The following is a 24,218-nucleotide window of genomic DNA, read 5'->3' as shown; positions in this document are numbered from 1 at the left end:
CTCGTCGGTCACGTCGACGACGTCACCGACGGCCGCCAGCAGATCGGCCAGTCCGTCCTCCAGCTCGCCGACGGGCGCCGCGAACACCAGGTCGTAGTCTTCGGCGTCGGCGGCCAGCTCGAGCGGGCTGGCGGCGCCGGCCGTGTAGACCACGACCACCGTGGCGGTCATGCGCCGACCCGCTCGTGCTCACGCTGCGCGGGCAGCGAACGGTAGATCTGTTCCAGGCCACCGAGGGCGCCACCGAGCCGTGGCAGGGCCGCGTAGACCGGGTCGCGGCTCAGGATCGCGTCGACCTCACGCAGCCGCCACATCGGGGTGCGCGGGAACAGGTGGTGCACCAGGTGGAAGCCCTCGCCGTCGATCTCCCCCAGGAGGAACCGGGTGCCCCACCCGTAGACCCGGTTCCAGGACATGTAGATGTCCACCCGGGGCGCGGTCTCGATCAGCGGGAAGTGCTCCATCAGCTCGGCCACCGCACCGATCCACACCTGGGTGGTGACCAGCGGCACGAACCAGAGCAGCACCAGCCACATCCACCAGCCGCCCAGCACGGCCCAGAGGAGCACCCCGGCCAGCACGACCACCCGCAGCGCGCGCTCGGCCGGCTGCTCGCCCGCCGCGACGATGCGGTGGCGCAGCAGGTAGAGCACGTACGAGGCGGTCGCCCTCGGCGTCACCACGGTGAGCAGGTAGCGGCGCAGCGCGTCGCGGCTCATCTCGTCCCCGCACAGCGCGTTGTCCTTGTACTGCTGGTAGTCGGGGTCCCGGTCCGGGTCGCCGAGCCGGCCGTGGTGCTCGCCGAGGTGCGACGCCCGGTACCCGGTGAAGCTCTGCAGCACCGGGTACCCGCCGAGAACCGCCCCGATCACGCTGCCGGTCCGGTGGTCGGCCATGAACACCCGGTGGGTCGCCATGTGCAGCATCCCGGCGATCCCCCGCTGCCGGCCCCCGATGAAGAACACCGCCACCAGGTAGACCGGCAGCGCCAGCCACCAAGGCGCGTGCTGCCAGGACAGGATCGAGGCCGCGCACCAGAAGGCGATCCAGGCCCAGTGCGTGACGGCTTCGAGCGGACCGTGCCAGTTGTCCGGCCGGGACGCGGCCCGGACCGCGGCCATGATCTCGGGCGCGAAACGGTACCGCTCGGCTAGAGCAGAATCGGCCACGGTCTCTCTCCTCACTCAGTGCTGTCCAACTGGCGGCTCTCCCCAGTCAGACATCCGGGCCACGATGTCGGCAACCAGCTCGGCCTCGGCAGCCCGGAGGTAGAAGTGGTCCCCGTCGAACACCCGCCCGGCGGCGCTGCCGGAGGTCAGCTCACCCCAGGCGGCCAGCTCACGCGGCACGTCACCGGGGTCGCCGCTGCCCCCGTACGCGGCGATCGGGCATCGCAGCCGCACCGGGTCGTCGCGGTGGTACGACAGCGACGCCCGGACGTCGGCCAGCAGCGGCGGCAGCACCAGCTCGCGCAGTTCCGGGTGGTCGAACACGGCTGGGTCGGTCCAGCCGGCCTCGCGGGCCTCGGCCTCGACGGTGGCGTCGTCCATGACCTCGTGCGGCGGCGCGGACCGGTGCGGGGCGAGCTGGCCGGAGAGGAACAGACCCGCCGGCCCGGGCCCGCCACCGGCCTCCAGGCGGATCGCGACCTCGTAGGCGACGAGGCTGCCCATGCTGTGCCCGAACAGAAACAGGGGCCGGTCGGCGTAGGGCGCCAGCGCCGGGGCCACCGCGTCGGCGATCTGCACGACCGACGGCATCAGCGGCTCGGCCAGCCGGTCGTGGCGGCCCGGGTACTGCACGCTGATCAGCTCGGTGGTGGCCGGCAGCCGGTCGAGCCACGAGCTGTAGGCGCTGGCCGTGCCGCCGGCGTGCGGCAGGCACACCAGCCGCGCCGCCGGGTCCGGCCGGGGCCGAGGCCGGCGCAGCCAGCGCGCCGATGCGCCGGAGGTGTCCGTTGTCGTGGGTGCGGTCATCGAGGACTCCCGTCAGTCGCGGGTCTGAGGCCAGAATCCGCATGTGATTCTTTGCGAGGGATGCGTCTGGGACGGACTTGCGATGGATAGTGCCCCGGCCGGCGCGCCGGTCGCGATCGGTGGGCAGCTCGACCCGGCCACCGTGATCGGCGGCTACCGGCACGGCACCTACCCGATGCCGGCCGCGACGCCGGCTGACATCGAGGTGAATCACGCCCTGTACGAGGACGCGGTGGAGTCCGGGGCGACCGTGGTGCTCGACTCGCCGCTGCCCGACCCGTACGCGCTGGTCTGGTGGTCCCCGGATCCCCGGCCGGTGATCCCCTACGGCGGGTTGGCCAAGGCGCGCAGCCTGATGAAGCTGTTGCGCAACCGGCTGACCTGGACCACCACCACGAACAAGGACTTCGCCCGGGTGCTGGCCGAGTGCCGTCGGGACCGCACCCCCGAGTGGCTGACCACCGAGTTGTGCGAGTGCATGATCACGCTGAACGAGCTGGGCTGGGCGCACAGTGTCGAGGTGTGGGAGCACGAGGAGCTGGTGGGCGGCGCCATCGGCATCGGCGTCGGAGAGGTGTTCGTCCTGGACACCTGTTTCCACCGGCGCGACAACGCGTCGAAGGTGGCGCTGCTCGACATGGAGCACCGGCTCGCCGGCACCGGCGTGACGCTGCTGGACGTCGAGTGGGACAGCGAGCGCAACCAGCGGCTCGGCGCCGGGCCGCTGCCGCGCGGCGAGTTCCTGGCGACGCTGGCCCGCGGCAGCGATCCGGTGCCTCTGGCCGGGGGTGAGGAGCCGGTACGGCGCCTCGGTTTCCTGCGCACGCCGGGGTAGCGGCCGCTGCCCCCTAAACAGGTGAGTCCCGCGTGTCCGGCCAGGTGGTCAGGATGATCGAAGACCGTGTGTCTTCGTTCGACCATTGAGGCCGTGACAAGGAACGGGGCTGATCCAGTGCCGGTCAACACCTCTAGATCCACCCTTGATGCCGAGCCGCTCGCCGGCCGGGACGAACCTGTCGTGCGGCTGCCGATCTCCGCCATCCGCGATGCCGACTCGCCGCGATCCGCGGGCGTGGACATGGCGTACGCGAGATCCATGGCGGAGATGGAGGCGGACCTGCCACCGATCGTGGTGCACCGCGCGACCATGCGGGTCGTCGACGGCATGCACCGGCTCGCCGCCGCCCGGCTCCGCGGCGAGCAGGAGATCTGCGCGCGGATGTTCGACGGGGACGACCACGAGGCGTTCCTGTTGGCCGTGCGGCTCAACGTGTCGCACGGGATGCCGTTGACGATCGCCGATCGGCGCGCCGCCGCGATCCGGATCATCCAGAGCCACCCGCAGCTGTCCGACCGGGCGATCGCCTTCACCGCCGGGCTGGCCGCGAAGACCGTCGGCTCGCTGCGCCGCGGGATGGACGGGCCGCCGGTCGAGGCGCGCATCGGCCGCGACGGGCGGGTCCGCCCGATCAACGGGGCCGCCGGCAGGCAGGCCGCGGCCGAGCTGATCGCCGTGCATCCGGAGGCGACGCTGCGCCGGATCGCTCAGGAGGCCGGCATCTCGGTGGAGACCGCGCGCAGTGTCCGGGCGCGCCTGCGCGCCGGCGAGGACCCGGTACTGGACAGGCGGACCCGCCCGGATCGCGGTGACCGTGGCGTGGACCGGCAGATGACGGTGAAGCTGCCGGAGGCCGACCCCTCCCAGGAGCTGCGCTCGCTGCTGGACACCATCCAGCGGGATCCGTCGCTGCGCTACACCGAGTCCGGCCGGGTGCTGCTGCGCTGGCTGGGCCCGCGGGTGCTGGTGCCCGACGAGATCCCGCTGTCGCTGAGCCACATCCCGCCGCACTCGCGGCTCAATCTCGGGTCTTTGGCGCGGTCCTGCGCGGCGGCGTGGATCCAGCTCGCGATGGGGCTGGAGGACGAGTACGGCCACACCGGCTGAGAACCCGGCGGGAACGACGGGCCGGTGTCCTGGTGGACACCGGCCCGTTCCGTGCGGTGTGTCAGCGAGAGCGTGTGCTGCTCGACGCCGCCACCCGGATCCGCAGCCACAGCCGCCGCAGATAGGGCACGTGGGGCGGTGCCGTGCCGTTGCTCGCGTACTCGCCCGGAGGCACCCCGATCCGGTCGGGGTGCACGCAGACCGGGACGCCCGACTCCGGGATGGTGCGGTAGCCGATCTCGCGGTCGAACCGGGTCGACGACTTCGGCCGGTCCGCCACGTCGAACGCGCCCACCCGGAACCACCGGACCGGGCAGGCCCTGCAGAACGGCGAGGTCCGCCGCTGCGACCCGCTCATTCCGCCTCGCTCAGCCGGGTGGCGAGGGCGGCCACGGTCGGCGCCTCGAAGAGGGTACGCAGCGCGACCGGACGCTCGACGACCTCACCGACCCTGTTGACGACCGCGACCGCCAGCAGCGAGTGGCCGCCCAGCTCGAAGAAGTTGTCCCGCAGGCCGACCCGCGGCACGGCCAGCACCTCCGCCCAGATCGCGGCGATGCTCTCCTGAAGCGGAGTGCTCGGCGGCTCGTACTCGGCCGCCCCGGCCCACTCCGCCTCGTCGTCGGGCCGCGGCAGCAGCGCCCGGCTGAGTTTCCCGCTCGGCGTCCGCGGCAGCTCGGTCACCGTCAGGTAGGCCGCCGGCACCATGTAGTCGGGCAGCCGGTCGGCGAGGAAGGCGCGCAGCTCGGCGGCGGCCGGTGGGGCCTGCGGGTCCGGCACCACGTACGCGACCAGGCGCCGGTCGCCGACGCCGTACCGGTGGGCGCCGACGGCGCACTCCAGCACCTGCGGGTGTCCGGTCAGGACGGTCTCGATCTCGGCGACCTCCACCCGGAACCCGCGGATCTTCACCTGGTCGTCGAAGCGGCCGATGAACTCCAGCTGCCCGGCGGCGTTCCAGCGGACCCGGTCGCCGGTGCGGTACATCCGGGCGCCGTCGCCGAACGGGTCGGGCAGGAACCGCTCCGCCGTCAGCTCCGGGCGGCCCAGGTATCCGCGGGCCAGCGGGGTGCCGCCGACGAACAGCTCACCGGCGACCCCGGGCGGCACCGGCCGCAACTCGGAGTCGAGCACATAGGTGCGGGCGTTGTCGAAGGGCCGGCCGATCGGTGGCAGCGCCGGCCACCGCGCGGGGTCCCCGCTGAGCTGGTACGAGGTGGCCAGGTGCACCTCGATCGGCCCGTACTGGTTGAACAGTGTGCAGCCGGGCAGCCGGGTGAAGAACTCCCGGATCGCCGGGGTGGCCTGTAACTGCTCGCCCGCGGTGAGCACCGCGCGCAGCGACGGCGGGAACCGGTCGAGGCGCACGGCGAGCTCGGCCATGCCCTGCAGGGCCACGAACGGCATGAAGACCCGTTCGATGCGCTGGGTCTCGATGACGTCGAGCAGACGCTCGAAGTCGTGCCGAACCTCCTCCTCGACCACGACCAGCGTCTCGCCCACCGCGAGGGTGGTCATCACCTCCTGGTAGAAGATGTCGAAGCTCAGCGCCGCCCACTGCAGGGTCCGGCCGCGGCCGCCGGGGCCCTGGCGCTGCTGCCACCGCACCTGGTTGAGCAGGGCTCGGTGGGACATGGCCACGCCCTTGGGCCGGCCGGTGGACCCGGAGGTGTAGAGCACCCAGGCGGTGTTGCCGGGGTCGGCCAGGTTCGGCGGGACCGCGGCGCCGGCCGTGGCGCCGTCCGGCATGCGGTATGCCAGCACCGGCGCGGACCCGTCCGGGCCGGTGTCGGCGCCGGGCGGGGCGATCAGCAGCCGCAGCTGCGCGTCCTGCGCGATCAGCTGCTGGCGGGCGGCCGGATAGGTGGGGTCGATCGGGACGCAGGCCCCACCGGACTTGAGCACCGCCAGGTTGGCGACCAGCATGTCGAGGGAGCGGGGCAGCGCGATGCCGACCCGCTCGTCGGGTCCCACGCCCCGCTCCCGCAACTGCCACGCCAGGGCGTTGGCCCGCTCGTCCAGTTCACGGTAGGTCAGTTCCCGCCCGCCGAAGACCGCCGCGACGGCGTCCGGGGTGGCAGCGACCTGCCGCTCGACCACCTGGTGCAGGCAGACGTCGTCGTCGTGCCGGGTGACCGGGCCGTTCCAGACCTCGAGGACCTCGTGCCACCGCTCGGCGGACATCAGGGGCAGGTCGTCGATCGGCACGGCCGGTGTGGCGACCACCCCGGCCAGCAGGGTGACCAGGTATTCGGCGAGGCGCTGCATGGTGGCGCGCTCAAAGAGCGCGGTCTGGTACTCCAGCCCGACGACCAGCCCCCCGGTCTCGTCCTCCTGGGCGAAGAGCGTGAGGTCGAACATCGCCTTGCGCTCGTCCGGCTCGATCGGGGTGACGGTCAGCCCGTCGAGCATGTCGAACGGCTCGGCCCTGAGGTAGGTGAACAGCACCTGGAACAGCGGCTGCACGGCCATGTCCCGCTGCGGCCGCAGCTCGGCCACGAGGCGGTCGAACGGCGCGTGCCGGTGCTCGTAGGCCTCCAGCAGCCGCGGCTGGAGCTGACCGAGCAGCTCGGTGAAGGTCGGCCGCCCGGCCAGGTCGGCGCGCAGCACGACCGGGTTGACGAAGTGGCCGATGTTGGCGTCGACGTCCGGGCGCGCCCGCCCGTCGACGATCATCCCGACGCTCACGTCGGTCTGCCCGCTCCACCGGTACAGCAGCGTGTGAAAGGCCGCCAGCAGCACCATGAACAGCGTGGCGCCCTCCTGCCGGGCCAGCCGGCGCAGCCCGTCGGCCACGTCGGGCGGCACCGGCACCTCGAGGTTGTCGCCGTCGAGTTCGGCGGTGGCGGCCCGGGGGCGGTCGGTCGGCAGGTCGAAGGTGTGCGGTGCGCCGGCCAGCCGCTGCGTCCAGTAGTCCATGTGCCGCCTGGTCTCGGCGGCGTCCCGGCTGTTCTGCCACAGGGCGTAGTCGGCGTACTGCATGCTCAGTTCGGGCAGCTCGGCCGGGGTGCCGGTCCGGTGGGCCCGATAGAGGGTGCGCAGCTCCTGGTAGAGGTTGGCGTGCGAGGGCCCGTCGAGCACCAGATGGTACGACCGGAACACCAGCACGTGCTCGGTGGGCGAGAGTCGGATCAGCTCGGTCCGGAAGTTCTGCGGCACGGAGATGTCGAACCGGTACTCGGCGTACATCCGCTTGCGGTCGTTGAGCCACTGCTGCTGCTCGCCGGCGGACCTGTCGGAGATGTCCAGGAAGGTGAAGCGGTCGTCGCCGGGCGGATCCACCACCTGCACGCCGATGCCGTCGCGCGCCGGGAACGCCGTACGCAGGATCTCATGCCGTCGGATGATCTCCGCGATCGCCGACCGCAGCGCCGCCACGTCGAGGTCGCCGCTGATGGCGTGCAGCGCCGTCTGGTTGTATGCCGCACCCAGCACGCCCATCTGCTCGAGGAACCACATGCCCTGCTGGTGGTCGGAGAGCGGGATGACGTCCGGCCGGGCGGCCGGCGCCGGGTCGGCGCGCATCGCGGCGATCACCTCGTCGCGCCGCTCGCGGAGCATCGCCAGCCGTTCACCGTCGAGCGCGCCGGCGGGCCGGTAGCGCAACCGGCCGTCCTGCAGCCACAGCTGTACGCCGGCCACGCGCAGTTCTTCCAGGAAGTCGGAGATCGCTATCACGGGCTGCCCTTTCTCGGCGGACCGCTCAGCGGGTGCTGAGCGGACGCAGGTCGGTCCAGTGCTGCGTGACGTAGTCCAGGCACGCCTGCCTGCTGTCCTCGCCGTGGACGATGCGCCACCCGGCCGGCACCGCCCGGCGGCTGGGCCACAACGAGTGCTGTTCCTCGTCGTTGACGAGCACCAGGAAACGGCCTTCCGAGTCGTCGAACGGGTTCATCTCGACTCCCCTTTCACGAGGGTTGGGTACGCGGCGGCCGAGCGGGCCTCGCGGTCGCGCTCGACCTGCTGCCGCGGATAGACGAAGGGCAGCAGCAGACCCGCCATCGATGTGGTGACCAGCGCCATCAGGACCATGAGCGAGTACAGCCCCTGGTCGAGCAGGCCGATCTCGAGACCGACCGCGAGCACGATCAGTTCGGTGAGTCCCCGGGTGTTGACCAGCAGGGCCAGCGCGGTGCTGTGCCGGGGTGACACCCGCACGAGCCGCGCGGCCGTGAAGGCGCCGGCCATCTTGCCGCCGATCGCGATCAGCAGGATCAGCAGCAGGAGGCCGAACTCGCGGGAGTCCATCCCGGACAGGTTCACCGCGAAGCCGGCGACCACGAAGAAGGGCGGTAGCAGCACGATCCGGTCGAACCGCTCGACCCAGGGCAGCACCCGTCGGCGCAGGTCGGCGGCGCCGGAGCGGGGCATCACCGCCCCGAGCAGGAACGCGCCGAAGATCAGGTGCAGTCCCATCCACTCGGTCGCCGCGGACGACAGCCACAGCGCGCCGGCGATCACGACCAGCAGGCCGGCGCCGCGGGTGATCCGGGCGGCGGACCCCCGTTCCGGTCCGGCCGGGCGGCGCCGCGCGAGTCGGGCCAGCGCCGGTCGCACCACCCCGACGAGGATCGCCACGAAGGGCAGCACCAGCAGCATCCGCCAGGGCCAATCGTCGCCGTACGAGAGGGCGACCAGCACCGCGAGCATGGCCCAGGCGACGACGTCCCCGACCGCGGCCACGGCCAACGCCAGGCCGCCGACGGGCGTGTCGATCAGCTGGCGGTCGGTGAGGATCCGGGCCAGCACCGGGAACGCGGTGATCGACATCGCCGTGCCGACGTACAGGCAGAACAGCACCGCGGTCCGCCCGGAGCGATCGCCGACGATGCCGATCGCGAAGAGGCTGCCGAGGACGAACGGCACGACCATCGACCCGATCGACAACGCCAGCACGATCCGGCTCTGCCCGCTCAGCGGGCTGTCGGCCAGATGCAGGCCCACGAGGAACATGAAGACGCAGACGCCGATGGAGGCGATCGTCGCGAGCGCCGGGCGGATCTCGGCCGGGAACAGCGTCCGCGTGATCGCGCCGTGGAACAGGGTCGGGCCGAGCAGGATGCCGCCGGCGATCTCGCCGATCACCTCCGGCTGGCCGATCCGGCGGCACAGGAGCCCGAGGACCCGGGCGACAACGATGATCACCAACAGGGCGAGGAACAGCGGCGCAACCGCACCCATCGTCATCCGTCCATCCCTTCGCCCGCCACCGCGTGATCGACAGTAGGCAGGACCAGCCGGGGCGGCGCAGTCACGCGAACCGGCGACGAGACGACCGGCGCCGGGCCGGCCCATCCCCTGCGGCACAGGGCGTTTGCGCACGTCAGAGGCGAGTGTGGCCCACCGAGATGAAGGATCTTACGGTTGCCGCCGGAGCGAGTTCATGTCCCCGATTGGCGCGACCGGCGGGCCAACCTCAACGGTCGGATAATCGCTAGTGGCTGTAGATCACGGCCTCTCGATCGATAGCGTTGGATCATTCCGGTGGCCGGTCACGGCCATGGGACGCGCTGCCGTGTGCCCGCTGTACGGGGTGCCCGGCGGCGGCCCCATGGTCCGCCTGCCACTGGGCCAGATGATGGAGAACCCATCCAGGTGCCTACCGGGGGAATTGTGCTTCGCGTTGATGCCCTGATCAGCAGCCCGATCTATCTCGTCGGCCTCATGCAGATTCTCTCCGATGAAGGGATTGCCCTCGTCTCGACCCGCCAGTCTCCCGCCGATCCGATGTCCTGGCTCGCCGACGCGGCCCTGATCGACGACGACGCCCTCGGGGCGGCGGACTGCCTGGACGAGGTCGCCGAGGCGGCCCGGACCACGGCGGTCCTGGTCCTGCACAACGACTGGTCGTTACCGGCCGAGGAGTATCTGCAGGCCGGCGCCAAAGGTGTGATCCACAAACACGAGTCCGCCGAGAACCTGGTCGCGGCGCTGCGAGCCGTGACCGCCGGCGCGCAGGTGTTGCCCGAGGGCCACACCGCAACATCTCGATCGGAACGTCACGAACCATCGGTACTGAACCTCTCGGAGCGCGAGGAACAGGTGCTCAGCCAGATCTCCCGGGGCTTGACCCACGGACAGATCGCCACCCGGCTCGGCATCAGCCCGCACACCGTCGACACGTATGTCAAGCGCATCCGCGCCAAGCTCGGCGTCGGCAACAAGGCCGAGCTCACCCGGGTTGCGCTGCTCAGCCGGCTGACCAAGGCCGTCGCCTGACCGGAGGCCGCATGCCCCTCGCCGTCCGTCCCCCCGACCAGCAGGTCACCACCGAACTTCAGGCGGTCGAGCACCGCCGGCAGCGGGCCCTCGTCGACGCCGACCTGGAAGCCCTGGACGAGATCTTCGACGACAGCCTCGTGCACACCCACGCGCACGGCATCACCCACACCAAGACCCAGCTCCTGGAGCACACCGCCAGCCGGCGACCCTATCTCGGCATCACCCGGGGCGAGTTGCTCATCCGGCTCGTCGGCGACGTCGCCGTCATCACCGGCCCGCTCACCAACCTTCTGCGTACGCCGGACGGCGGCGAACGCACCCTCGCGGGCGTCGCCACCCAGATCCTGCGCCGCGACGAGCGCGGCGGCTGGCGCTTCATCAGCTTCCAGATGACCCCGTACGCCCAACCGAAGTGAGGTACCCATGACCGGTGACCAGTACGCGCTGGAGAGAGGACATCTGCCGCCCACCACGTACGGGGTGCGGCTGGTCGGCAGGGCGCAGGTCAACAACCCGTCCGGGGCCGGCCTCGAACGGCACATCTGCGACCTGGCGGCGTACCGGAATCATGCCTTTCTGACCGCCTACCGTGAGCCGACCTGTGAGCGGACCGGCGCCTATGTCATCGACATCAGCGATCCGCGGGCGCCGTTCGAGGTCGAGAGCGCGTTCATGGAGACCACGACAGGGAACTACGTCGGTGAGGGTCCCGGCGTCATCGAGGTCGACAACGAGTACTTCCGCGGTGCGCTGTTCGTCCACGGCAACGAGATCTACGCCCAGGCACACGCCCCGGACCCGACCGGGCCGCGCCAGCGGGGCGGCATCAACATCTGGGACGTCACCGACCCGGAGCACGCCCGGCTGCTGACCGCCCACGCCGGCGACTACACCGACGTCGACGGCTCACCGCTGGAGCAGGCCGTCGAGGTCTACTACGTGTTCCCGTGGACCAACGACCTCACCGGCCGGACCTACGTCGCCATGGTCACGGTCAAGATCACGACTGACATCTGCATCATGGACATCACCGACCCGCGCAACCCGACGATGGTCAACTCCCTCGACCTGCGGGTGTCACCGTTCGGCGTAGTCCAGGAGTCACCGCCGGGCCTCAACTCGGTGTTCGCCCACGCCGTCAGCGTGCAGCGGACCGGCGACCGCTATGTCATGAACGCGACGTACTGGGACGGCGGGTACGTCCTGCTCGACGTGACCGACCCGACGCCGGGCAACGTCTCGATGATCGCCCAGTCCTGCTACGCCGAGTTCGACGAGGAGCGCGCCAAGCGCGGGCAGCAGGTCGCGCCGGAGGGCAACGCCGAACACTCAGCTCTCTCCCCCGACGGCCGGTACCTGGTCGGCGCCGACGAGAACTACGAGGCGGTCCGCCTGATCGGCACCATCACGTCGGGACCGGACGCCGGCCTGGAGTTCACCGCGGCGTGGAGCCCGGACACCGCGCCGATCGACGACGAGAACGGCATCTCCGGCACACCCACCTTCGTCGGCAACGGCTGCCCGGGCACGGTCCCGCCCGGCCGTGGGATCGCGCTCATGGAGCGTGACGCCTCGCTGCTGACCGCCGGGTCGAATCCGGGGTGCTCGTTCCAGGAGAAACTGGACGCCGTCGCCGCGGCCGGCTACCAGGCGGGCATCGTCTTCAACCGCCAGGGTCCGGACGCACTGCACCAGTACCCCACGTCGGCCAAGGGACCGATCCCGCTGATCTTCGTCAACCGCCTCACCGGTCTGCGGCTGCTCGGGGTGACCGGCGTGACCGAGGAGACGGCCGGCTCGACCGCGACACCGGCCACGCCGGCCATCCCCGCGATCGACCTCCGGTCGGTGTTCAACGGATGGGGCTACCTGCGGCTGTTCGAGGTGGACATCGCGGGCGGATCACTCACCCAGATCGATACGTACGCCACCCCTGAGTCGCAGGACCCGAAGTACGCGACCGGCTTCGGTGACCTCTCGGCTTCGCACGTCGCGATCGACCCGGACCGCCGGCTGGTCTACGCCACCTTCTACTCCGGCGGGTTGCGTGTGCTGAGCTACGGCCCGGACGGCCTGCGGGAGGTGGGCGCCTACTGCGAGCCCGGCAACGACTTCCTGGGCGTGGTGGTCCACAAGGTCGGTGACAAGAACTACGTGCTGGTCACCGACCGCAACTACGGGCTGTACATCTTCGACGTCTGACCACGGAACGCTGGTGGCGGGTCTCCGAGGAGGCCCGCCACCAGCGTCAGGTCCCGGTTACGGCCAGGCGAGGCAGAAGGGGTGCCCGGCCGGGTCGGTGTAGACCCGGAAGCCGGTGCGCGCGGCCGGGTCGTCGACCGATTTCACCAGCCGCCCGCCCAGCTTGAGCACCTTGTCGTGAGCGGCTTCGAGGTCGTCGAGGTAGAAGTCGAGATGAACCTGCTGCGACGAGGCCCCGTCCGGCCACACGGGCGGCACGTGGTCGGGGGCGAACTGGACGGCCAGGTGCCACTCCCCCTCGACCCACACGTTGTGCCACGTGTCCTTCGCCTCGACCGTGCCGTCCAGCAGCCCCGCCCAGAATGCGCTTTCCGCGTCGAGATCTGCCGTCTCGAAAACGATTGTCCGGCGCCTGAATTCCACTAGCCCACCCTCTCCGACCGACGTCGTACCCAGCGGAATCATTCTTGCCGCACCCCTCGCCCTGCGCGGTGCCCCATGTTTTGGGGAAGCGTGCGGCGGCCGATAGTGTCGGCTCGTGTCGAGTCCTGGAGACGTGCCGCCGGAAATCCTGGCCCGGTTGCGACCCATCTGCCGGCAGCTACCGGAGTCCTACGAGGAACCGGCCTGGATCGGCGTGCGCTGGCGGATCCGCACCCGGACCTTCGCCCATGTCTACACGCCCGACGCGGACCGCTTCGCGGTCTACGAGCCCTATGTCGTCGCAGGTCAGCCACCGGTGGTGATGACCTTCCGGGTGCCCGTCGACGACCTGCTCGGCCTGACCGCCGACGGGTTCCCGTATTTTCGCGCCGACTGGGGCCACAACGTCGTCGTCGCCGTCCTCGGCGACCACACCGACTGGACCGAGCTCGCCGAACTGATCACCGACAGCTACCGCGAGATGGCCCCGAAGTTCCTCGCCGCGCGGGCCGCCCTGCCGCCACCGATCAGCTGAGCACCGCCGTCCCCGTTTTACGCGGCACGGCCTCCCGATATTAAGTCCCTAGAATTTAATCATGCGTCGATTCCTCGTGCATCCCATTGTTCTGGTCGCGGTAATGGGCGCCGCCGTAGCGCCGGCGAACGCCGCGACCGCCGTTCCGCACATCCGCGGAACCAGCACGGTGCCGGTCTACTCCTACGCCGATGCGATCCGGGAGAGCGTCTGGGTGCGGACCCCGCTGGACAACGACTACGACGGGGTGCCCGACAAGGTCGCCGTGGACATCGTGCGGCCGCGGACCGGCAACGTCCGGGTGCCGGTCATCATGCAGGCGTCGCCCTACTACGGCTGCTGCGGGCGCGGCAACGAGAAGGAACTCAAGGAGTACGACGCGGCCGGCACGATCGCCAAGCTGCCGCTCTTCTACGACAACTACTTCGTACCGCGCGGCTACGCCGTCATCGCCGTGGACCTCGCCGGCACCAGCCGGTCCACCGGCTGCACGGACACCGACGGGCGCGAGGACACGCTCGGCGCGAAAGCCGCCATCGACTGGCTCAACGGCCGGGCCGAGGCCACCTACGCCGACGGAACACCGGCCGTGGCGACCCGTTGGAGCAACGGCCGGGTCGGCATGGTCGGCAAGTCGGCGGACGCGACGGTGACCAACGGGGTGGCGGCCACCGGCGTCGACGGGCTGAAGACCGTCGTGCCGATCGCGGCGACCTCCAGCGGGTACGACTACACCCGGCGCAACGGCGTGCTGGTCGCCCCGAAAATGAACGTGTACCTGTTCAACCTGGTCACCAGCCGCCCGGCCGAGGCCTGCGCCCAGACTCTGGAGCGCATCGACACCGGCAGCGACGACGCGACCGGCGACTACAACGCCTTCTGGGCGGAGCGCGACCTGCGGCCGCATGCGTCGAAGGTACGGGCCTCGGTCTTCCTGGTGCACGGTCTCAACGACGGCAACGTGATGACCAACCACTTCGCGCTGTGGTGGAACGCGCTGAGGGTGCCCCGCAAGCTGTGGCTCTCCCAGGGCGGCCACCTCGACCCGTTCGACTTCCGCCGCGACGAGTGGGTCCGCACGCTGCACCGCTGGTTCGACTTCTACCTGCAGGGCCTGCGCAACGGCATCGACCGGGAGTCGCCGGTGTCCATGGAGACCTCCCCCGGCACGTGGACCGACCAGCCCACCTGGCCCGCCCCCGGTGCGCGCCAGGTGCGGGTCCGCCTCGGCGACGGCGAGCGAACCTGGGTGGACGACCCCGACCTCTGGGCGGACGCCGCCGCGGCCGACCCGAACGCACAGGTCGCCGGCCGGATCGCGTTCCTCTCCGCCCCGCTCACCCGCGACCTGCGGATCTCCGGCATCCCCGCCGTGACCGTGCGCGTCCAGGTCGACAAGCCGACCACCGCGCTCACCGCCCGCTTGGTCGACTACGGCACGATCCCGCGGGTCAACACCGTCTGGCCCAACGAGGGCATCCGTACGCTGGACGCCGAATCGTGCTGGGGCGAGTCGACCGCGGCCGACGACGCGTGTTACCGAGACACCGTCGCGGACGTGGTGACCAGCGACCACGCCATCCTGTCCCGCGGCTGGCAGGACGCCGCACACCGGGTCTCCCTGCGCTTCCGGGTCCCGCTGCAGCCCGGCCGGTGGTACTCGATCAGGGTGCCGATGCAGGCCATGGACCAGACGGTCCGGGCCGGGCACGTGCTGGGCCTGACCTTGCAGCAGAGCGACTTCGAATACACAACCCCCACCACGACGGGCGCGACCGTACGGATGGACCTGAGCGGAAGTCACCTGACGCTGCCGGTGGTGGGCAGTGCCCGGTTGTCGCACCTGGCAGCGGCGGCGCCGCGGGTCGAGGCGACCGCGACCACCAGCCGCCACAAGGCCATCGAGCGGCAGCGGAAGTCCTAGATGTACTGAGCGGATGATCGACACGGCGGCGGGCCACGGCCCGCCGCCGTGCGGCGTCTAAGTCAACGAGGTTCTGAACGCCGACGAGGGCCGGCCGGCGCGAGACCCGGGTGGGCGGTGGGCTCACGCCGGCCGGAGTCCGCCACGTGCAGGTACCCCCTACCTCGGCGGACGTCTGTTTTCGGCTGCTACGGCGGGAAGGCGGCGCTCGATTCTCACCACGACGCCTTGCGCACCCCGGGCATCTCGCCACGCAGGGCCAGCGCGCGGAAACGCACCCGGGACAATCCGAACCGGGTCAGCACTCCACGCGGGCGGCCGTCGATCTGGTCGCGCGACCGCAGCCGTACGGGGCTGGAGTCGCGCGGCAGCCGGCTGAGCCGGCGGACCGCCTCGGCGCGTACGTCCGGGTCGGTGTCGGGGTGGGCGACCAGCCGCTTCAGCTCCGTCCGCGCCTGAGCGTGCCGAGCGACCAGTTCCTCGCGGCGGGCCTGCCGGTTGACCAGGCTTTTCTTGGCCATCAGCGGGCCTCGCGGAACTCGACGTGTCGGCGCACGACGGGGTCGTACTTGCGCAGGACCAGTCGGTCCGGGTCGTTGCGGCGGTTCTTGCGGGTGACGTAGGTGTAGCCGGTGCCGGCGGTGCTGCGCAGCCGCACGATCGGACGGACGTCGGTCTGCCGGGCCATCAGACCTTCACCCCCTGGTTACGCAGCTCGGCGACGACCTTCTCGATGCCCTTACGGTCCACGGTCTTCAACGCCTTGGCCGTCAGGGTGAGGCTGACCCACCGCCGCTCCGAGGGCAGCCAGTAACGGTGGTTCTGCAGGTTCGGGTTCCACCGGCGGCGGGTGCGCCGGTGGGAGTGGGACACGGCGTTGCCGAAGCTCGGCTTCGCGCCGGTGACGTCACAACGTCGGGACACAGTGCTCGCTCCTTGATGAGAGTCGTAACGGTAACGACAACGATTTTCAGTCTTACATCAGCCGTTCGGTCACATCCGCGCCGGGTCCTCGACAATCTCGGCGCCGCAGTCGACGTCGAGGCGGTAGCCGATACAGAGCACCGAGTCGATCGACGTCCCTTCACAGCCGCCCGGGCCGAGCTTCAGGTGAACCGTGACGGTGAGGATGTCACCGGCCTGCCGCGCCTTGGCCGCACCCACCGGCACATCCCTGTTCACTTCGACGACTCGGATGTGCTTAGAATGACAATCGTTTTCAAGTAAGTCGAGAGGAACACGATGTCGTCGTCACCACAGGCCCCGACCCGCGCCGTGACCGCCGACGCCGATACCCGGCCGTCGCTGACCGTGCTGTCCGGGTTCTGGCCGGCGGCGACCTTCGCCGTCGCCCGCGCGCTGCTCGCCGCCGACGAGTCGCTGCTGCTGGTGCGGCACGACCTCACCGGGATCCGCGACGGCCTCGTCCGGCGGGTCGTCCGCACCGGCGCCGGCATCATCGAGGACGAGCAGGTCGAACTGAAGCACGGCTGCGTCTCCTGCACCCTGCGCGAGGACGTGCTGCCCACCCTCGCCCGCCTCACCCGCACCAATCCCGGCCAGGACCTGGTGCTGATGCTGCCCGAGGTGGTCGAACCCGAGGCGGTCGCCGCCGCCTGCGCCCACTGCCTCGTCGACGGCGCGCCGATCACCGAGCTTCTCCGCATCGACTCCTACGTCACCGTCCTCGACGCCGAACACCTGCTCGACGGCCTCGCCAGCACCGAAGACCTCACGACGCTGGGTATCCAGGCCGCCGAGGACGACCACCGCGCGCTGGCCGACGTGGTGGTCCGGCAGATCGAGTACGCCGACACCCTGGTGCTCTGGGGACAGTCCCGGGAAGGCGAGTTCGACACCGGCCGGATGGCGATCCTGCTGCAGCGGATGGCACCCTGGGCGACCCACCTGCGAGTCAACGGCGACCTCGTCGACGCCGGCACGCTGAGCCGCCAACTGCGCCACACCCACCGGCACCGCCCGGAGACCCCCGGGGTACTCGCCCGCGGCCTGCAGGGCTACACGCTCGGCGCGCACGAGCCCGAGCCCGACTGCGGGGTCGTCTCCGCCGTCTTCCGCGCCCGCCGCCCGTTCCACCCGCAGCGCCTGCACGACGTCCTCGAAGTGGTCAACGCCGAGGTCATCCGCTCCCGCGGTCACCTCTGGCTGGCCAGCCAACCCGACACAGTGGTCGCCTGGGAGTTCGCCGGCGGCGGCCTGGCCATGGGGTCACTCGGGCACTGGCTGGTGAGCCTGCCCGAGGACCGCTGGGACCACGTGGAGGACCAGCGCCGCCTCGCCGCCGCCCTGGACTGGGACCCCTACTACGGCGACCGGCACCAGCACCTGGTCTTCATCGGCCTCGACATCGACCCCGTCGACCTGCACCGCACCCTCGCTGGCTGCCTGCTCACCGACGCCGAACTCGCCGACGGCGAGGAGACCTGGCGCACCTACCACGACCCGTTCGCCGGCTGCTTCCCCCTGAATACGGAGGAACTGGCCGACACCGACACCGAAGGAGCACGACCCGCATGAAGCCCGGAATCCACCCCGAGTACCGGCCCGTCGTCTACCGCGACAAGGGCGCCGACTTCGCCTTCCTCACCCGCTCCACCGCCACCAGCGACCAGACGATCGAGTGGACCGACGGCAACACCTACCCCGTCATCGACGTGCAGATCTCCTCGGCCAGCCACCCCTTCTGGACCGGCAAGCAGCGCCTGCTCGACACCGCCGGCCGGGTCGAGAAGTTCCGCGCCAAGTACGCCCGCCGCGGACCGCAGGGAAGGTGAGCACCGATGCGCCGGTCGACTGGACCGAGCTGACGCCGCAGCTGGTCGGCGCCAGCCGGCAGGACCAGGCGTGGCACCTGACCGTCGCCCGCGAACTGGTCGCCCCGGCGACCGGCTCGCGGGCGACGTCGGTTGCGGCACCGCCGGTACGGTGCTGACCGTCGCCCGGATGATGGCCAGCGGCCGGGTGGTAGGGGTTGGGCCTCGTGACGGGATGGCGAAGCTCCGCCACGGCCGGACGGCGACACGCGACCGGATCGAGGTGTCTCACCGGGCACGAGGTACGACATGGCACGCCGTTACGCGTACGCCTGGGCCAACGAGCGGGCCGGAACCGCCCCGACGGCCCAGATCGACCCTGACGTCGTCGTGGGACCCACCGCACGGCGACTTCGGCACGAGCTGTCGGCTGAGCCGGCAGCACGGTCGCCGCTCAGCTCAGGGGAGGGCCGACTGGCTGGCCCCAGCCGGCGTCGATCAGCGGGAGCACTCCGCGCACATACCGAAGATCTCCAGGGTGTGGCCGGCGTCAGTGAAGCCGTGCTGGGCAGCCACCTGGCCGGCCCACCGCTCCACCGCGGGCCCGGCCACCTCCACCGTGCGTCCGCACTCACGGCAGACCAGATGGTGGTGGTGTTCACTCTGGCTGCACCGGCGGAACAACTGCTCGCCGCCGGGCAGCCGTGTGGAGTCGACCTCGCCGGCCTCGACCAGCAGCTGCAACGTCCGGTACACGGTGGTGAGGCCGACGCGCGCCTTCCGGGCGAGCAGCATCTGATGCAGGTGCTGCGCCGAATGGAACCCCTCGACCTCGCGCAGCAGTGCCAGCACCTCGCCACGCTGGCGAGTGTTGCGAGTCACCTTCGGCATCGCCTGGATCACCGGGACGTGTCCTCCTGTGCTGGCGGCCGTAGCCTGCGCTGCGCTTCGATCTCACCTTCTACCTGCGATGTCGCCATTATGCGTCGCTGGGACCGCCATCCTGCATCGAGTGCGCGCTCGCCGCGCCAGATCTACGACGGTTCTCCCAGACGCCCGATGACGGGCTGCGACGTCGCGACGGTGAACCCGGACAGCGGTGGTCGAGGCCAGGCGGCCGTCGGGCAGGCAGGCGGGTTCGAGCGCGTGGGCGGCGCGGCGTAGCGCGCGGCGACGGGGGCCGTCGCGGTAGGCGACGGTCACGCTGGCGCCGCGTGGTGGTGGGGTGCTCATCTGCGGAACGCCATCAGGGCGTGGCCGGCGTGCTGGTGGAGCACCGCCGCGTCGGTGAATCCGGCTCGCCGGGCCGCCTCACGGTGCCAGTCGGCCGGCGCGACGAATTCTGCCGAGCTGAGGCCGCTGAGCGCAGCCGTCCGCCCGTGACGTACGCGTCCGGCCACCGCCGCAGGACCGCCTCTGCGGTGGTGCCCGGCCCGCCCCCGACGTCGAGTACCCGCCGCGGTGGGCACCCGTGGACCTGTTCGACGGCGGCGAGAGCGGCGGCGAGGAGAACGTCGCGGCCGGGCTGGTAGTGGTGCATCATGGTCTCCCAGTCGCGCCGCCACCGGACGGCGTCCCCGGCTGCCAGGGTGGTCGCCATCGTCAGACCGGAACCGGGTCGGCGTGGTCATGCAGGTCGCCGAGGTCCCATCCGGGGAACGGGTCCGGCAGCGCCCGCCACGCTTCCGGTCCGGCGGCGATCTCGGTGTCGGTGAGCAGGCAGGCGACCAGGGCGGCCCGCAGGCCGTCGCCGTCGAGGCGAACACCGATGAGGACGAGTTCCTGCTGCCGGTCACCGAAGATCGGATGCCAGCGCGACTCCAACTCGGCCCGCTCGGCGGGATCCTCCGGCCACTCCCCCGACACCACCACCGGGACGCCGACCGGGTCGCACCGCCCGGACGGGCCGGCCTGCGACCACAGCGCCTGCACGTCCGGGCGGCTGGCAAGCCACAGGAAGCCCTTCGACCGTACGACCCCGTAGGCGTCCAGACCGTCGGCGAGCAGGTCCCACAGCCGCTGCGGGTGAAACGGGCGGTGGTCGCGGAACACGATGCTGGAGATGCCGTACTCCTCGGTCTCCGGCACGTGCCCGCCGTTGAGCTCCGCCACCCAACCGGGCGCGGTCTCCGCCCGTTCAAGGTCGAACCGGCCGGTGTGCAGGATCTCCGCCGTCGGCACCCGCCCGTGCACGGCCCGGACCTGACGGGCGGCCGGGTTCAGGCGGGCCAGCAGCGCCTCCACCACCGCCAGATCCTCCGGCGCGACCAGGTCGGTCTTGTTGACCACCAGCACGTCGGCGAACTCGATCTGGTCGACCAGCAGATCCGCGATACCGCGGTCGTCCCCCTCGTACGCGGCCAGCCCCCGCGCCTCGAGGCTCTCCCCCGCCTCGATCAGGCCCCGCAGGCCCGCCGCGTCGACCACGGTGACGGTGGTGTCCAGACGGGCCACGTCGTCGAGCACCTGCCCGTCCTCCACGCCGAAGGCGAATGTCGCCGCCACCGGCATCGGCTCGGAGATGCCACTGGACTCGATCAGCAGGTAGTCGAAGCGACCCTGCCGGGCCAGCCGGGCCACTTCGTCGAGCAGGTCGTCGCGCAGGGTGCAGCAGATGCAGCCGTTGGTCAGCTCGACCAGCCGCTCCTCGGTGCGCGACAGCGCCCCGCCGTCACGGACGAGCGCGGCGTCGATGTTGACCTCGCTCATGTCGTTGACGATCACCGCCACCCGCAGCCCGTCCCGGTTGGCCAGCACGTGGTTGAGCAGGCTGGTCTTTCCCGCGCCCAGGAATCCCGACAGCACCGTCACCGGCAACCGACCGGTCACGGCTGATCCACCACCTGACGCCCCTTGTACAGGCCACAGTGGGCGCAGGCCCGGTGCGGCACCACCATCTCCTTGCGGGGACAGGGGCAGGGGGTCAGTTGCGGCACGCTCGCCTTCCACTGCGCGCGCCGGTGCCGGGTGTTGGACCGCGACATCTTCCGCTTCGGTACGGCCACGGGGTCTCCTTCTTCGAGGGGTCGTGAGACTGGTTTCGTTTCTCGCTCAGCCCAGCGGTACGGGCAGCGCCTCCCGGAACAGGCCCTGCTCGATCCACACCGCCGCGCGCACTCCGTCGGCGACGGCCTGGCTGACCAGGGTGAGCCCGTCGGGCAGGGCCGCCTGTCGGGCGAGGTCCCCGGCGGCGTACACACCGGGGACGGTGGTCCGGGAGAATTCGTCGACCCGCACGTACCCGTCCGGCAGCAGCTCCGCGCCCAACTGCGCGGCGAACGGGGCGCCCTGGACGGTCGGCGCCCGGTGGAAGACGGCCTGCCGGGTCAGGACCGTCCCGTCGGTGAACCGCAGCTCCAGCGCGCCGGGCTCACCGGCGAGTTCGTCCAGCGGCGTCTCGACCAGCCGGATCCGCAGCTTCGTCAGGTTGTCCAGCACCGGCTGCGGGAGGGTGTGCGGTCCGTGGGTCGCGACGACGACGTCGTCGCTGTACCGGTCGGCGAGGTACGCGGCCAACATCACCTGGGCCGGATCGCGCCCCAGCACCCCGAGGCTCTTCCCGCGTGCCTCCCAACCGTGGCAGAACGGGCAGTGAAAGACGCCCCGCCCCCACCGCTGCGGCACGCCGGGCACCGGCCAGGGCTGGTCGACCTGACCGGTCGCGAGCAGCAGGCGGCGGGCCTGCTCGACGGACCCGTCCTGAAGGATGACGGTGAAGGCGTCGGCGGTGCCGGCAACGCTGTCCACCCGCGCCTGCCGTACCTCGACGGCGGGGTGGGCGGCGAGTTCCCGGCGACCGTCGGCGAGCAGTTGCAGCGGCGGGTGGCCGTCCCGGCCGAGAAGCATGTGGACCCCGTCGGCGGGGTGGTTGCGCGGCGGCCCGCCGTCGAGGAGCAGGGTCCGGCGCTGCTGCCGACCGAGGACCTGCGCGGCGCTGAGGCCGGCCGCGCCGGCACCGATGATGATGACGTCGTACACGTGGGAGCTCCTTGTCAGCGGACGGCGTCGGCGACGCCGGCGACGGTGGATGCGGCGAGGAAGTCCTGGATGCTCATCCCGGCGAGGCCGTTGCGGGCGAGCGCGGCGAGGGCCCGGACGGCGAGCAGGGAGTCTCCGCCGAGGGCGAAGAAGTCGGCGGCCCGGTCGTGCACCGGCTCGCCGAGAACGGCGCCGAAGACTGCGGCGATGCGCTGTTCGAGGTCGTCTCGCGGCGGGCCGGGTACCGGTCCGGCGTCGCCCGGCTCCGCCGTCCCGTCCGGGTTCGGCGCGTCGTCCGGCTGGCCGAGGCGTACGCCGGGCACCGCAACCGCCGGGTCGGCGACCGCCGGTAGCGACACCGGGGCGGTCCAGGTCTCCGGGTCGGCCAGGGCGGCGGCGTACGCGGTGAACTCCGCGAACGCCCGGTCGACCTGCGTCCGGTCGAAGATCTCCTCGACCGTGCTGAACACGACCGCCAGCTCGTCGTGCAGTTCGAACAGCCGCGCCTCCAGCGCGACCTGGGGAGTGCGTAGCTGGTGGTGGTGGTCGGCGACGTCGACCGCTCCGAGGGGGCCGGCGTGGCGGGGCGCCGGCTCCCCCATCGCCGCGTCCATGCCGATGGTGCTGAGGAAGACCACCGGGGCGATCGGCCGGTGGGTGCCGCGGCGGCGGGCCAGGTCCCGGGCAACCTCGACTCCGGAGACGAGGTTGTGGGCGGCGTGATCGCCAAGCCGCCGGTGGATGTGCGCGGCGAGTTCGGCGACCGTGGCGTCCGGGGTCAGGTCCAGCGGCAGCAGCATCGTCGAGGCGAAGGCGCCGACCACCCGGTGTACGTCGGGATGCAGCGGGAGGCGGTTGAGCTGAAGGGTGTTGAGCAGCATCCGGTGGTGACCGGCCCAGCGGGCCAGCACGGCCCCGTACCCGGCGAGCAGGGCGCTGGACGGCGTGACGCCGTGGTCCGCGCACCGTTGCCGAACGGCGGCCCAGGTCGCGGCCGGGAGCCGGGACTCCCGGTTGGTCATCGTCACCGGCGTCACGGTGCGGGGGTCGCGGGTCAGCGGCAGGGCCGGTGGCTGCGGCAGGTGTGCCAGGTGGGCACGCCACCAGTCCCGGTCGGCGGTCCAGGCCGGGCTGGCGGGTAGGTCCGACAGGGTGGTCACGTAGTCGGCGAAGTCCACGTCGAGCGGTGGCAGGGTGGCGTTCCAGTCGGCGGCCAGGGTCAGCAGTTCCCGGGTGAGCACGTTGGAGGACCACCCGTCGACCAACAGCAGGCTCAGCGACAGGTGCAGCCGTCCGTGGCCTGCGGGCAGCAGGGTCAGCCGGATGTCGACGCCAGGACCGTGGGTGGGGTCGGGGCCGTGGTGGCTCATCTCCCGGCGTACCTGGGTCAGCCGGGCCTGCGGCTCCGGGTCCGCGCGCAGGTCGAGCACCCGGGGCGTGGGAATCGCGCCGGGCGCGTCCAGGGGCAGGACCCGCTGGTGCCCGTCGGGGGTGACGCGGGCGCGCAGGGTGGGCTGGCGGACGGCGAGACGGCGCAGGGCGTCGGCCAGCGCGTCGGGCGCCTCATCCGGGTCGACGTCGCTCAGCCCGAGGTCGAGGTAGTAGTGGGCGGAGTCGTAGGAGAGTTCCCAGCCGTGCTGCTGCCCGACGAAGTAGCCCTGCTGCAACGGGAGCAACGGGAAGGGAGCCTGCGGATCGTCGCGGCGGCGCAGCTGGACCGGCAGCGCGGCGGCAGACACGCCGCCGGAGCTCCGGCGACTGGTCAGTGCGACGAGCTCAGCCAGAGTGGTGTCCACCCGGACGTCGGTCAGTGCGAGCTGCACCCCGAGCCGGCGCCGCACCAGGGCGGACATCCGCACCGCCAGCACGGAGTCGCCGCCCAGGCGCAGGAAGCTGACGTCGGCCGGGACGGCATCCGGGTCGAGGTCCAGCAGCTCGCCCCAGATTTCGGCCAGGGTGCGGGTGGGGTCGTCGGCGAGGACGGCCGGGGTGGCGGACATGGCGATGCAGCCTCCGAATGCGGCGGGCGACCGGGGAACCCGAGCCTAAGTGATAACGGAAACGGTTTCCACTATGGTGATCGTATGAGTGGTGAGTACGAGATCTCCGGGGAGTACCTGCACCTGCTCAGCGAGCCGGCCTGGCAGGCCCTGCGCACGCCGGTGGCCGAGGCTGGCGCTGACGTCGACGAACTGCATGCGTGAGTACGGCACGATCGAGAGCCGGCGCACCAGCAACC

General features: G+C 71.4%; 26 protein-coding genes. 10 read left to right on the top strand and 16 right to left on the bottom strand.

Translation table 11 applies throughout. The features are described from left to right. Positions 1-167: 167 nt before the first annotated feature. Positions 168-1,169, bottom strand: a complete 1,002-nt coding sequence (locus AB0I76_RS04570) for a fatty acid desaturase (RefSeq protein ID WP_357029880.1) — start codon at positions 1,167-1,169, stop codon at positions 168-170. Positions 1,170-1,184: 15 nt separating this feature from the next. Beyond that, a complete protein-coding gene (locus AB0I76_RS04565; RefSeq protein ID WP_357029878.1) occupies positions 1,185-1,976 on the bottom strand; it encodes a thioesterase domain-containing protein in 792 nt (263 codons plus the stop codon). Between the two features lie 82 nt (positions 1,977-2,058). On the opposite strand from AB0I76_RS04565, the gene AB0I76_RS04560 reads away from it, so the two are divergent. Together AB0I76_RS04560 and AB0I76_RS04555 are read left to right on the top strand one after the other, a co-directional pair. Continuing rightward, on the top strand, positions 2,059-2,811 hold the full coding sequence (locus AB0I76_RS04560; RefSeq protein WP_357029876.1) for a hypothetical protein: 753 nt from the start codon (positions 2,059-2,061) through the stop codon (positions 2,809-2,811). Positions 2,812-2,904: 93 nt separating this feature from the next. Then, positions 2,905-3,921: a ParB N-terminal domain-containing protein gene (locus AB0I76_RS04555; protein WP_357029874.1), complete on the top strand. Its 1,017-nt coding sequence runs from the start codon at positions 2,905-2,907 to the stop codon at positions 3,919-3,921. Positions 3,922-3,982: 61 nt separating this feature from the next. Here the strand turns inward: AB0I76_RS04555 and AB0I76_RS04550 are convergent, their stop codons facing one another. From AB0I76_RS04550 to AB0I76_RS04535, 4 genes are read right to left on the bottom strand one after another with little or no spacing between them, the layout of a single operon-like run. Next, positions 3,983-4,279 (bottom strand): hypothetical protein, encoded by a 297-nt coding sequence (locus tag AB0I76_RS04550; protein ID WP_357029872.1) that lies wholly within the window; start codon positions 4,277-4,279, stop codon positions 3,983-3,985. Then, positions 4,276-7,599 (bottom strand): amino acid adenylation domain-containing protein, encoded by a 3,324-nt coding sequence (locus AB0I76_RS04545; RefSeq protein ID WP_357029870.1) that lies wholly within the window; start codon positions 7,597-7,599, stop codon positions 4,276-4,278. Before AB0I76_RS04545 ends, AB0I76_RS04550 begins: the two co-directional genes overlap by 4 nt. 25 nt (positions 7,600-7,624) lie before the next feature. Continuing rightward, entirely contained in the window at positions 7,625-7,816 is a 192-nt protein-coding gene (locus AB0I76_RS04540) for an MbtH family protein (protein ID WP_357029868.1), read from the bottom strand. After that, the gene (locus tag AB0I76_RS04535) at positions 7,813-9,108 is read right to left on the bottom strand and encodes a cation:proton antiporter (protein WP_357029866.1); all 1,296 of its coding nucleotides are present in this window, start codon (positions 9,106-9,108) and stop codon (positions 7,813-7,815) included. The genes AB0I76_RS04540 and AB0I76_RS04535 overlap by 4 nt, the downstream gene beginning before the upstream one ends. A gap of 426 nt (positions 9,109-9,534) precedes the next feature. On the opposite strand from AB0I76_RS04535, the gene AB0I76_RS04530 reads away from it, so the two are divergent. The 3 genes from AB0I76_RS04530 to AB0I76_RS04520 are packed head-to-tail and all read left to right on the top strand — an operon-like array spanning position 9,535 to position 12,345. Beyond that, a complete protein-coding gene (locus AB0I76_RS04530; protein ID WP_357029864.1) occupies positions 9,535-10,140 on the top strand; it encodes a response regulator transcription factor in 606 nt (201 codons plus the stop codon). An 11-nt stretch (positions 10,141-10,151) separates the two neighbouring features. Beyond that, positions 10,152-10,559 (top strand): nuclear transport factor 2 family protein, encoded by a 408-nt coding sequence (locus AB0I76_RS04525; RefSeq protein ID WP_357029862.1) that lies wholly within the window; start codon positions 10,152-10,154, stop codon positions 10,557-10,559. Positions 10,560-10,566: 7 nt separating this feature from the next. Further along, on the top strand, positions 10,567-12,345 hold the full coding sequence (locus AB0I76_RS04520) for a PA domain-containing protein (RefSeq protein WP_357029860.1): 1,779 nt from the start codon (positions 10,567-10,569) through the stop codon (positions 12,343-12,345). A gap of 57 nt (positions 12,346-12,402) precedes the next feature. On the opposite strand, the gene AB0I76_RS04515 is transcribed toward AB0I76_RS04520, so the two are convergent. Further along, the gene (locus AB0I76_RS04515; RefSeq protein ID WP_357029857.1) at positions 12,403-12,810 is read right to left on the bottom strand and encodes a VOC family protein; all 408 of its coding nucleotides are present in this window, start codon (positions 12,808-12,810) and stop codon (positions 12,403-12,405) included. A 73-nt stretch (positions 12,811-12,883) separates the two neighbouring features. Between AB0I76_RS04515 and AB0I76_RS04510 the strand changes: the two genes are divergently transcribed. Both AB0I76_RS04510 and AB0I76_RS04505 read left to right on the top strand, forming a co-directional pair. Then, positions 12,884-13,303, top strand: a complete 420-nt coding sequence (locus AB0I76_RS04510) for an MmcQ/YjbR family DNA-binding protein (protein ID WP_357029855.1) — start codon at positions 12,884-12,886, stop codon at positions 13,301-13,303. A gap of 61 nt (positions 13,304-13,364) precedes the next feature. After that, positions 13,365-15,227: a CocE/NonD family hydrolase gene (locus AB0I76_RS04505; RefSeq protein WP_357029853.1), complete on the top strand. Its 1,863-nt coding sequence runs from the start codon at positions 13,365-13,367 to the stop codon at positions 15,225-15,227. Positions 15,228-15,442: 215 nt separating this feature from the next. On the opposite strand, the gene rpsN is transcribed toward AB0I76_RS04505, so the two are convergent. From rpsN to AB0I76_RS04485, 4 genes are all read right to left on the bottom strand, one after another. Next, positions 15,443-15,748: a 30S ribosomal protein S14 gene (gene rpsN / locus AB0I76_RS04500; RefSeq protein ID WP_357029851.1), complete on the bottom strand. Its 306-nt coding sequence runs from the start codon at positions 15,746-15,748 to the stop codon at positions 15,443-15,445. Beyond that, complete coding sequence (gene rpmG, locus AB0I76_RS04495; protein WP_013287204.1) at positions 15,748-15,915, bottom strand: 50S ribosomal protein L33; 168 nt, start codon at positions 15,913-15,915, stop codon at positions 15,748-15,750. The genes rpsN and rpmG overlap by 1 nt, the downstream gene beginning before the upstream one ends. Next, on the bottom strand, positions 15,915-16,151 hold the full coding sequence (rpmB, locus tag AB0I76_RS04490; protein WP_357029848.1) for a 50S ribosomal protein L28: 237 nt from the start codon (positions 16,149-16,151) through the stop codon (positions 15,915-15,917). Before rpmB ends, rpmG begins: the two co-directional genes overlap by 1 nt. Before the next feature lie 69 nt (positions 16,152-16,220). After that, complete coding sequence (locus AB0I76_RS04485) at positions 16,221-16,391, bottom strand: hypothetical protein (protein WP_357029846.1); 171 nt, start codon at positions 16,389-16,391, stop codon at positions 16,221-16,223. A 78-nt stretch (positions 16,392-16,469) separates the two neighbouring features. Between AB0I76_RS04485 and AB0I76_RS04480 the strand changes: the two genes are divergently transcribed. The 3 genes from AB0I76_RS04480 to AB0I76_RS04470 are packed head-to-tail and all read left to right on the top strand — an operon-like array spanning position 16,470 to position 18,180. Next, positions 16,470-17,765, top strand: a complete 1,296-nt coding sequence (locus AB0I76_RS04480; protein ID WP_357029844.1) for a GTP-binding protein — start codon at positions 16,470-16,472, stop codon at positions 17,763-17,765. Beyond that, positions 17,762-18,022 carry a type B 50S ribosomal protein L31 gene (locus AB0I76_RS04475; RefSeq protein ID WP_357029842.1) on the top strand — a complete coding sequence of 87 codons (261 nt, stop codon included), beginning with the start codon at positions 17,762-17,764 and terminating at the stop codon, positions 18,020-18,022. The genes AB0I76_RS04480 and AB0I76_RS04475 overlap by 4 nt, the downstream gene beginning before the upstream one ends. Then, positions 18,019-18,180 (top strand): hypothetical protein, encoded by a 162-nt coding sequence (locus tag AB0I76_RS04470; RefSeq protein WP_357029840.1) that lies wholly within the window; start codon positions 18,019-18,021, stop codon positions 18,178-18,180. Before AB0I76_RS04475 ends, AB0I76_RS04470 begins: the two co-directional genes overlap by 4 nt. A gap of 319 nt (positions 18,181-18,499) precedes the next feature. Here AB0I76_RS04470 and AB0I76_RS04465 read toward each other — a convergent pair whose 3' ends face one another. The 5 genes from AB0I76_RS04465 to AB0I76_RS04445 form a co-directional block, all read right to left on the bottom strand. Further along, the gene (locus tag AB0I76_RS04465) at positions 18,500-18,892 is read right to left on the bottom strand and encodes a transcriptional repressor (protein WP_357029838.1); all 393 of its coding nucleotides are present in this window, start codon (positions 18,890-18,892) and stop codon (positions 18,500-18,502) included. Positions 18,893-19,603: 711 nt separating this feature from the next. Then, on the bottom strand, positions 19,604-20,830 hold the full coding sequence (locus tag AB0I76_RS04460) for a GTP-binding protein (protein ID WP_357029836.1): 1,227 nt from the start codon (positions 20,828-20,830) through the stop codon (positions 19,604-19,606). Further along, entirely contained in the window at positions 20,827-21,006 is a 180-nt protein-coding gene (gene rpmF / locus AB0I76_RS04455) for a 50S ribosomal protein L32 (RefSeq protein WP_132340382.1), read from the bottom strand. The genes AB0I76_RS04460 and rpmF overlap by 4 nt, the downstream gene beginning before the upstream one ends. A 46-nt stretch (positions 21,007-21,052) precedes the next feature. After that, positions 21,053-21,979 (bottom strand): NAD(P)/FAD-dependent oxidoreductase, encoded by a 927-nt coding sequence (locus AB0I76_RS04450; RefSeq protein WP_357029833.1) that lies wholly within the window; start codon positions 21,977-21,979, stop codon positions 21,053-21,055. A gap of 14 nt (positions 21,980-21,993) precedes the next feature. After that, positions 21,994-23,979, bottom strand: a complete 1,986-nt coding sequence (locus tag AB0I76_RS04445) for a condensation domain-containing protein (protein ID WP_357029831.1) — start codon at positions 23,977-23,979, stop codon at positions 21,994-21,996. Between the last annotated feature and the right edge of the window lie 239 nt (positions 23,980-24,218).

Source organism: Micromonospora sp. NPDC049799, assembly GCF_040656655.1.
Taxonomy (GTDB): Bacteria; Actinomycetota; Actinomycetes; order Mycobacteriales; family Micromonosporaceae; genus Micromonospora.
The sequence above is the reverse complement of the archived record's forward strand: the minus strand, read 5'-3'. Positions and strand labels throughout refer to the sequence as shown.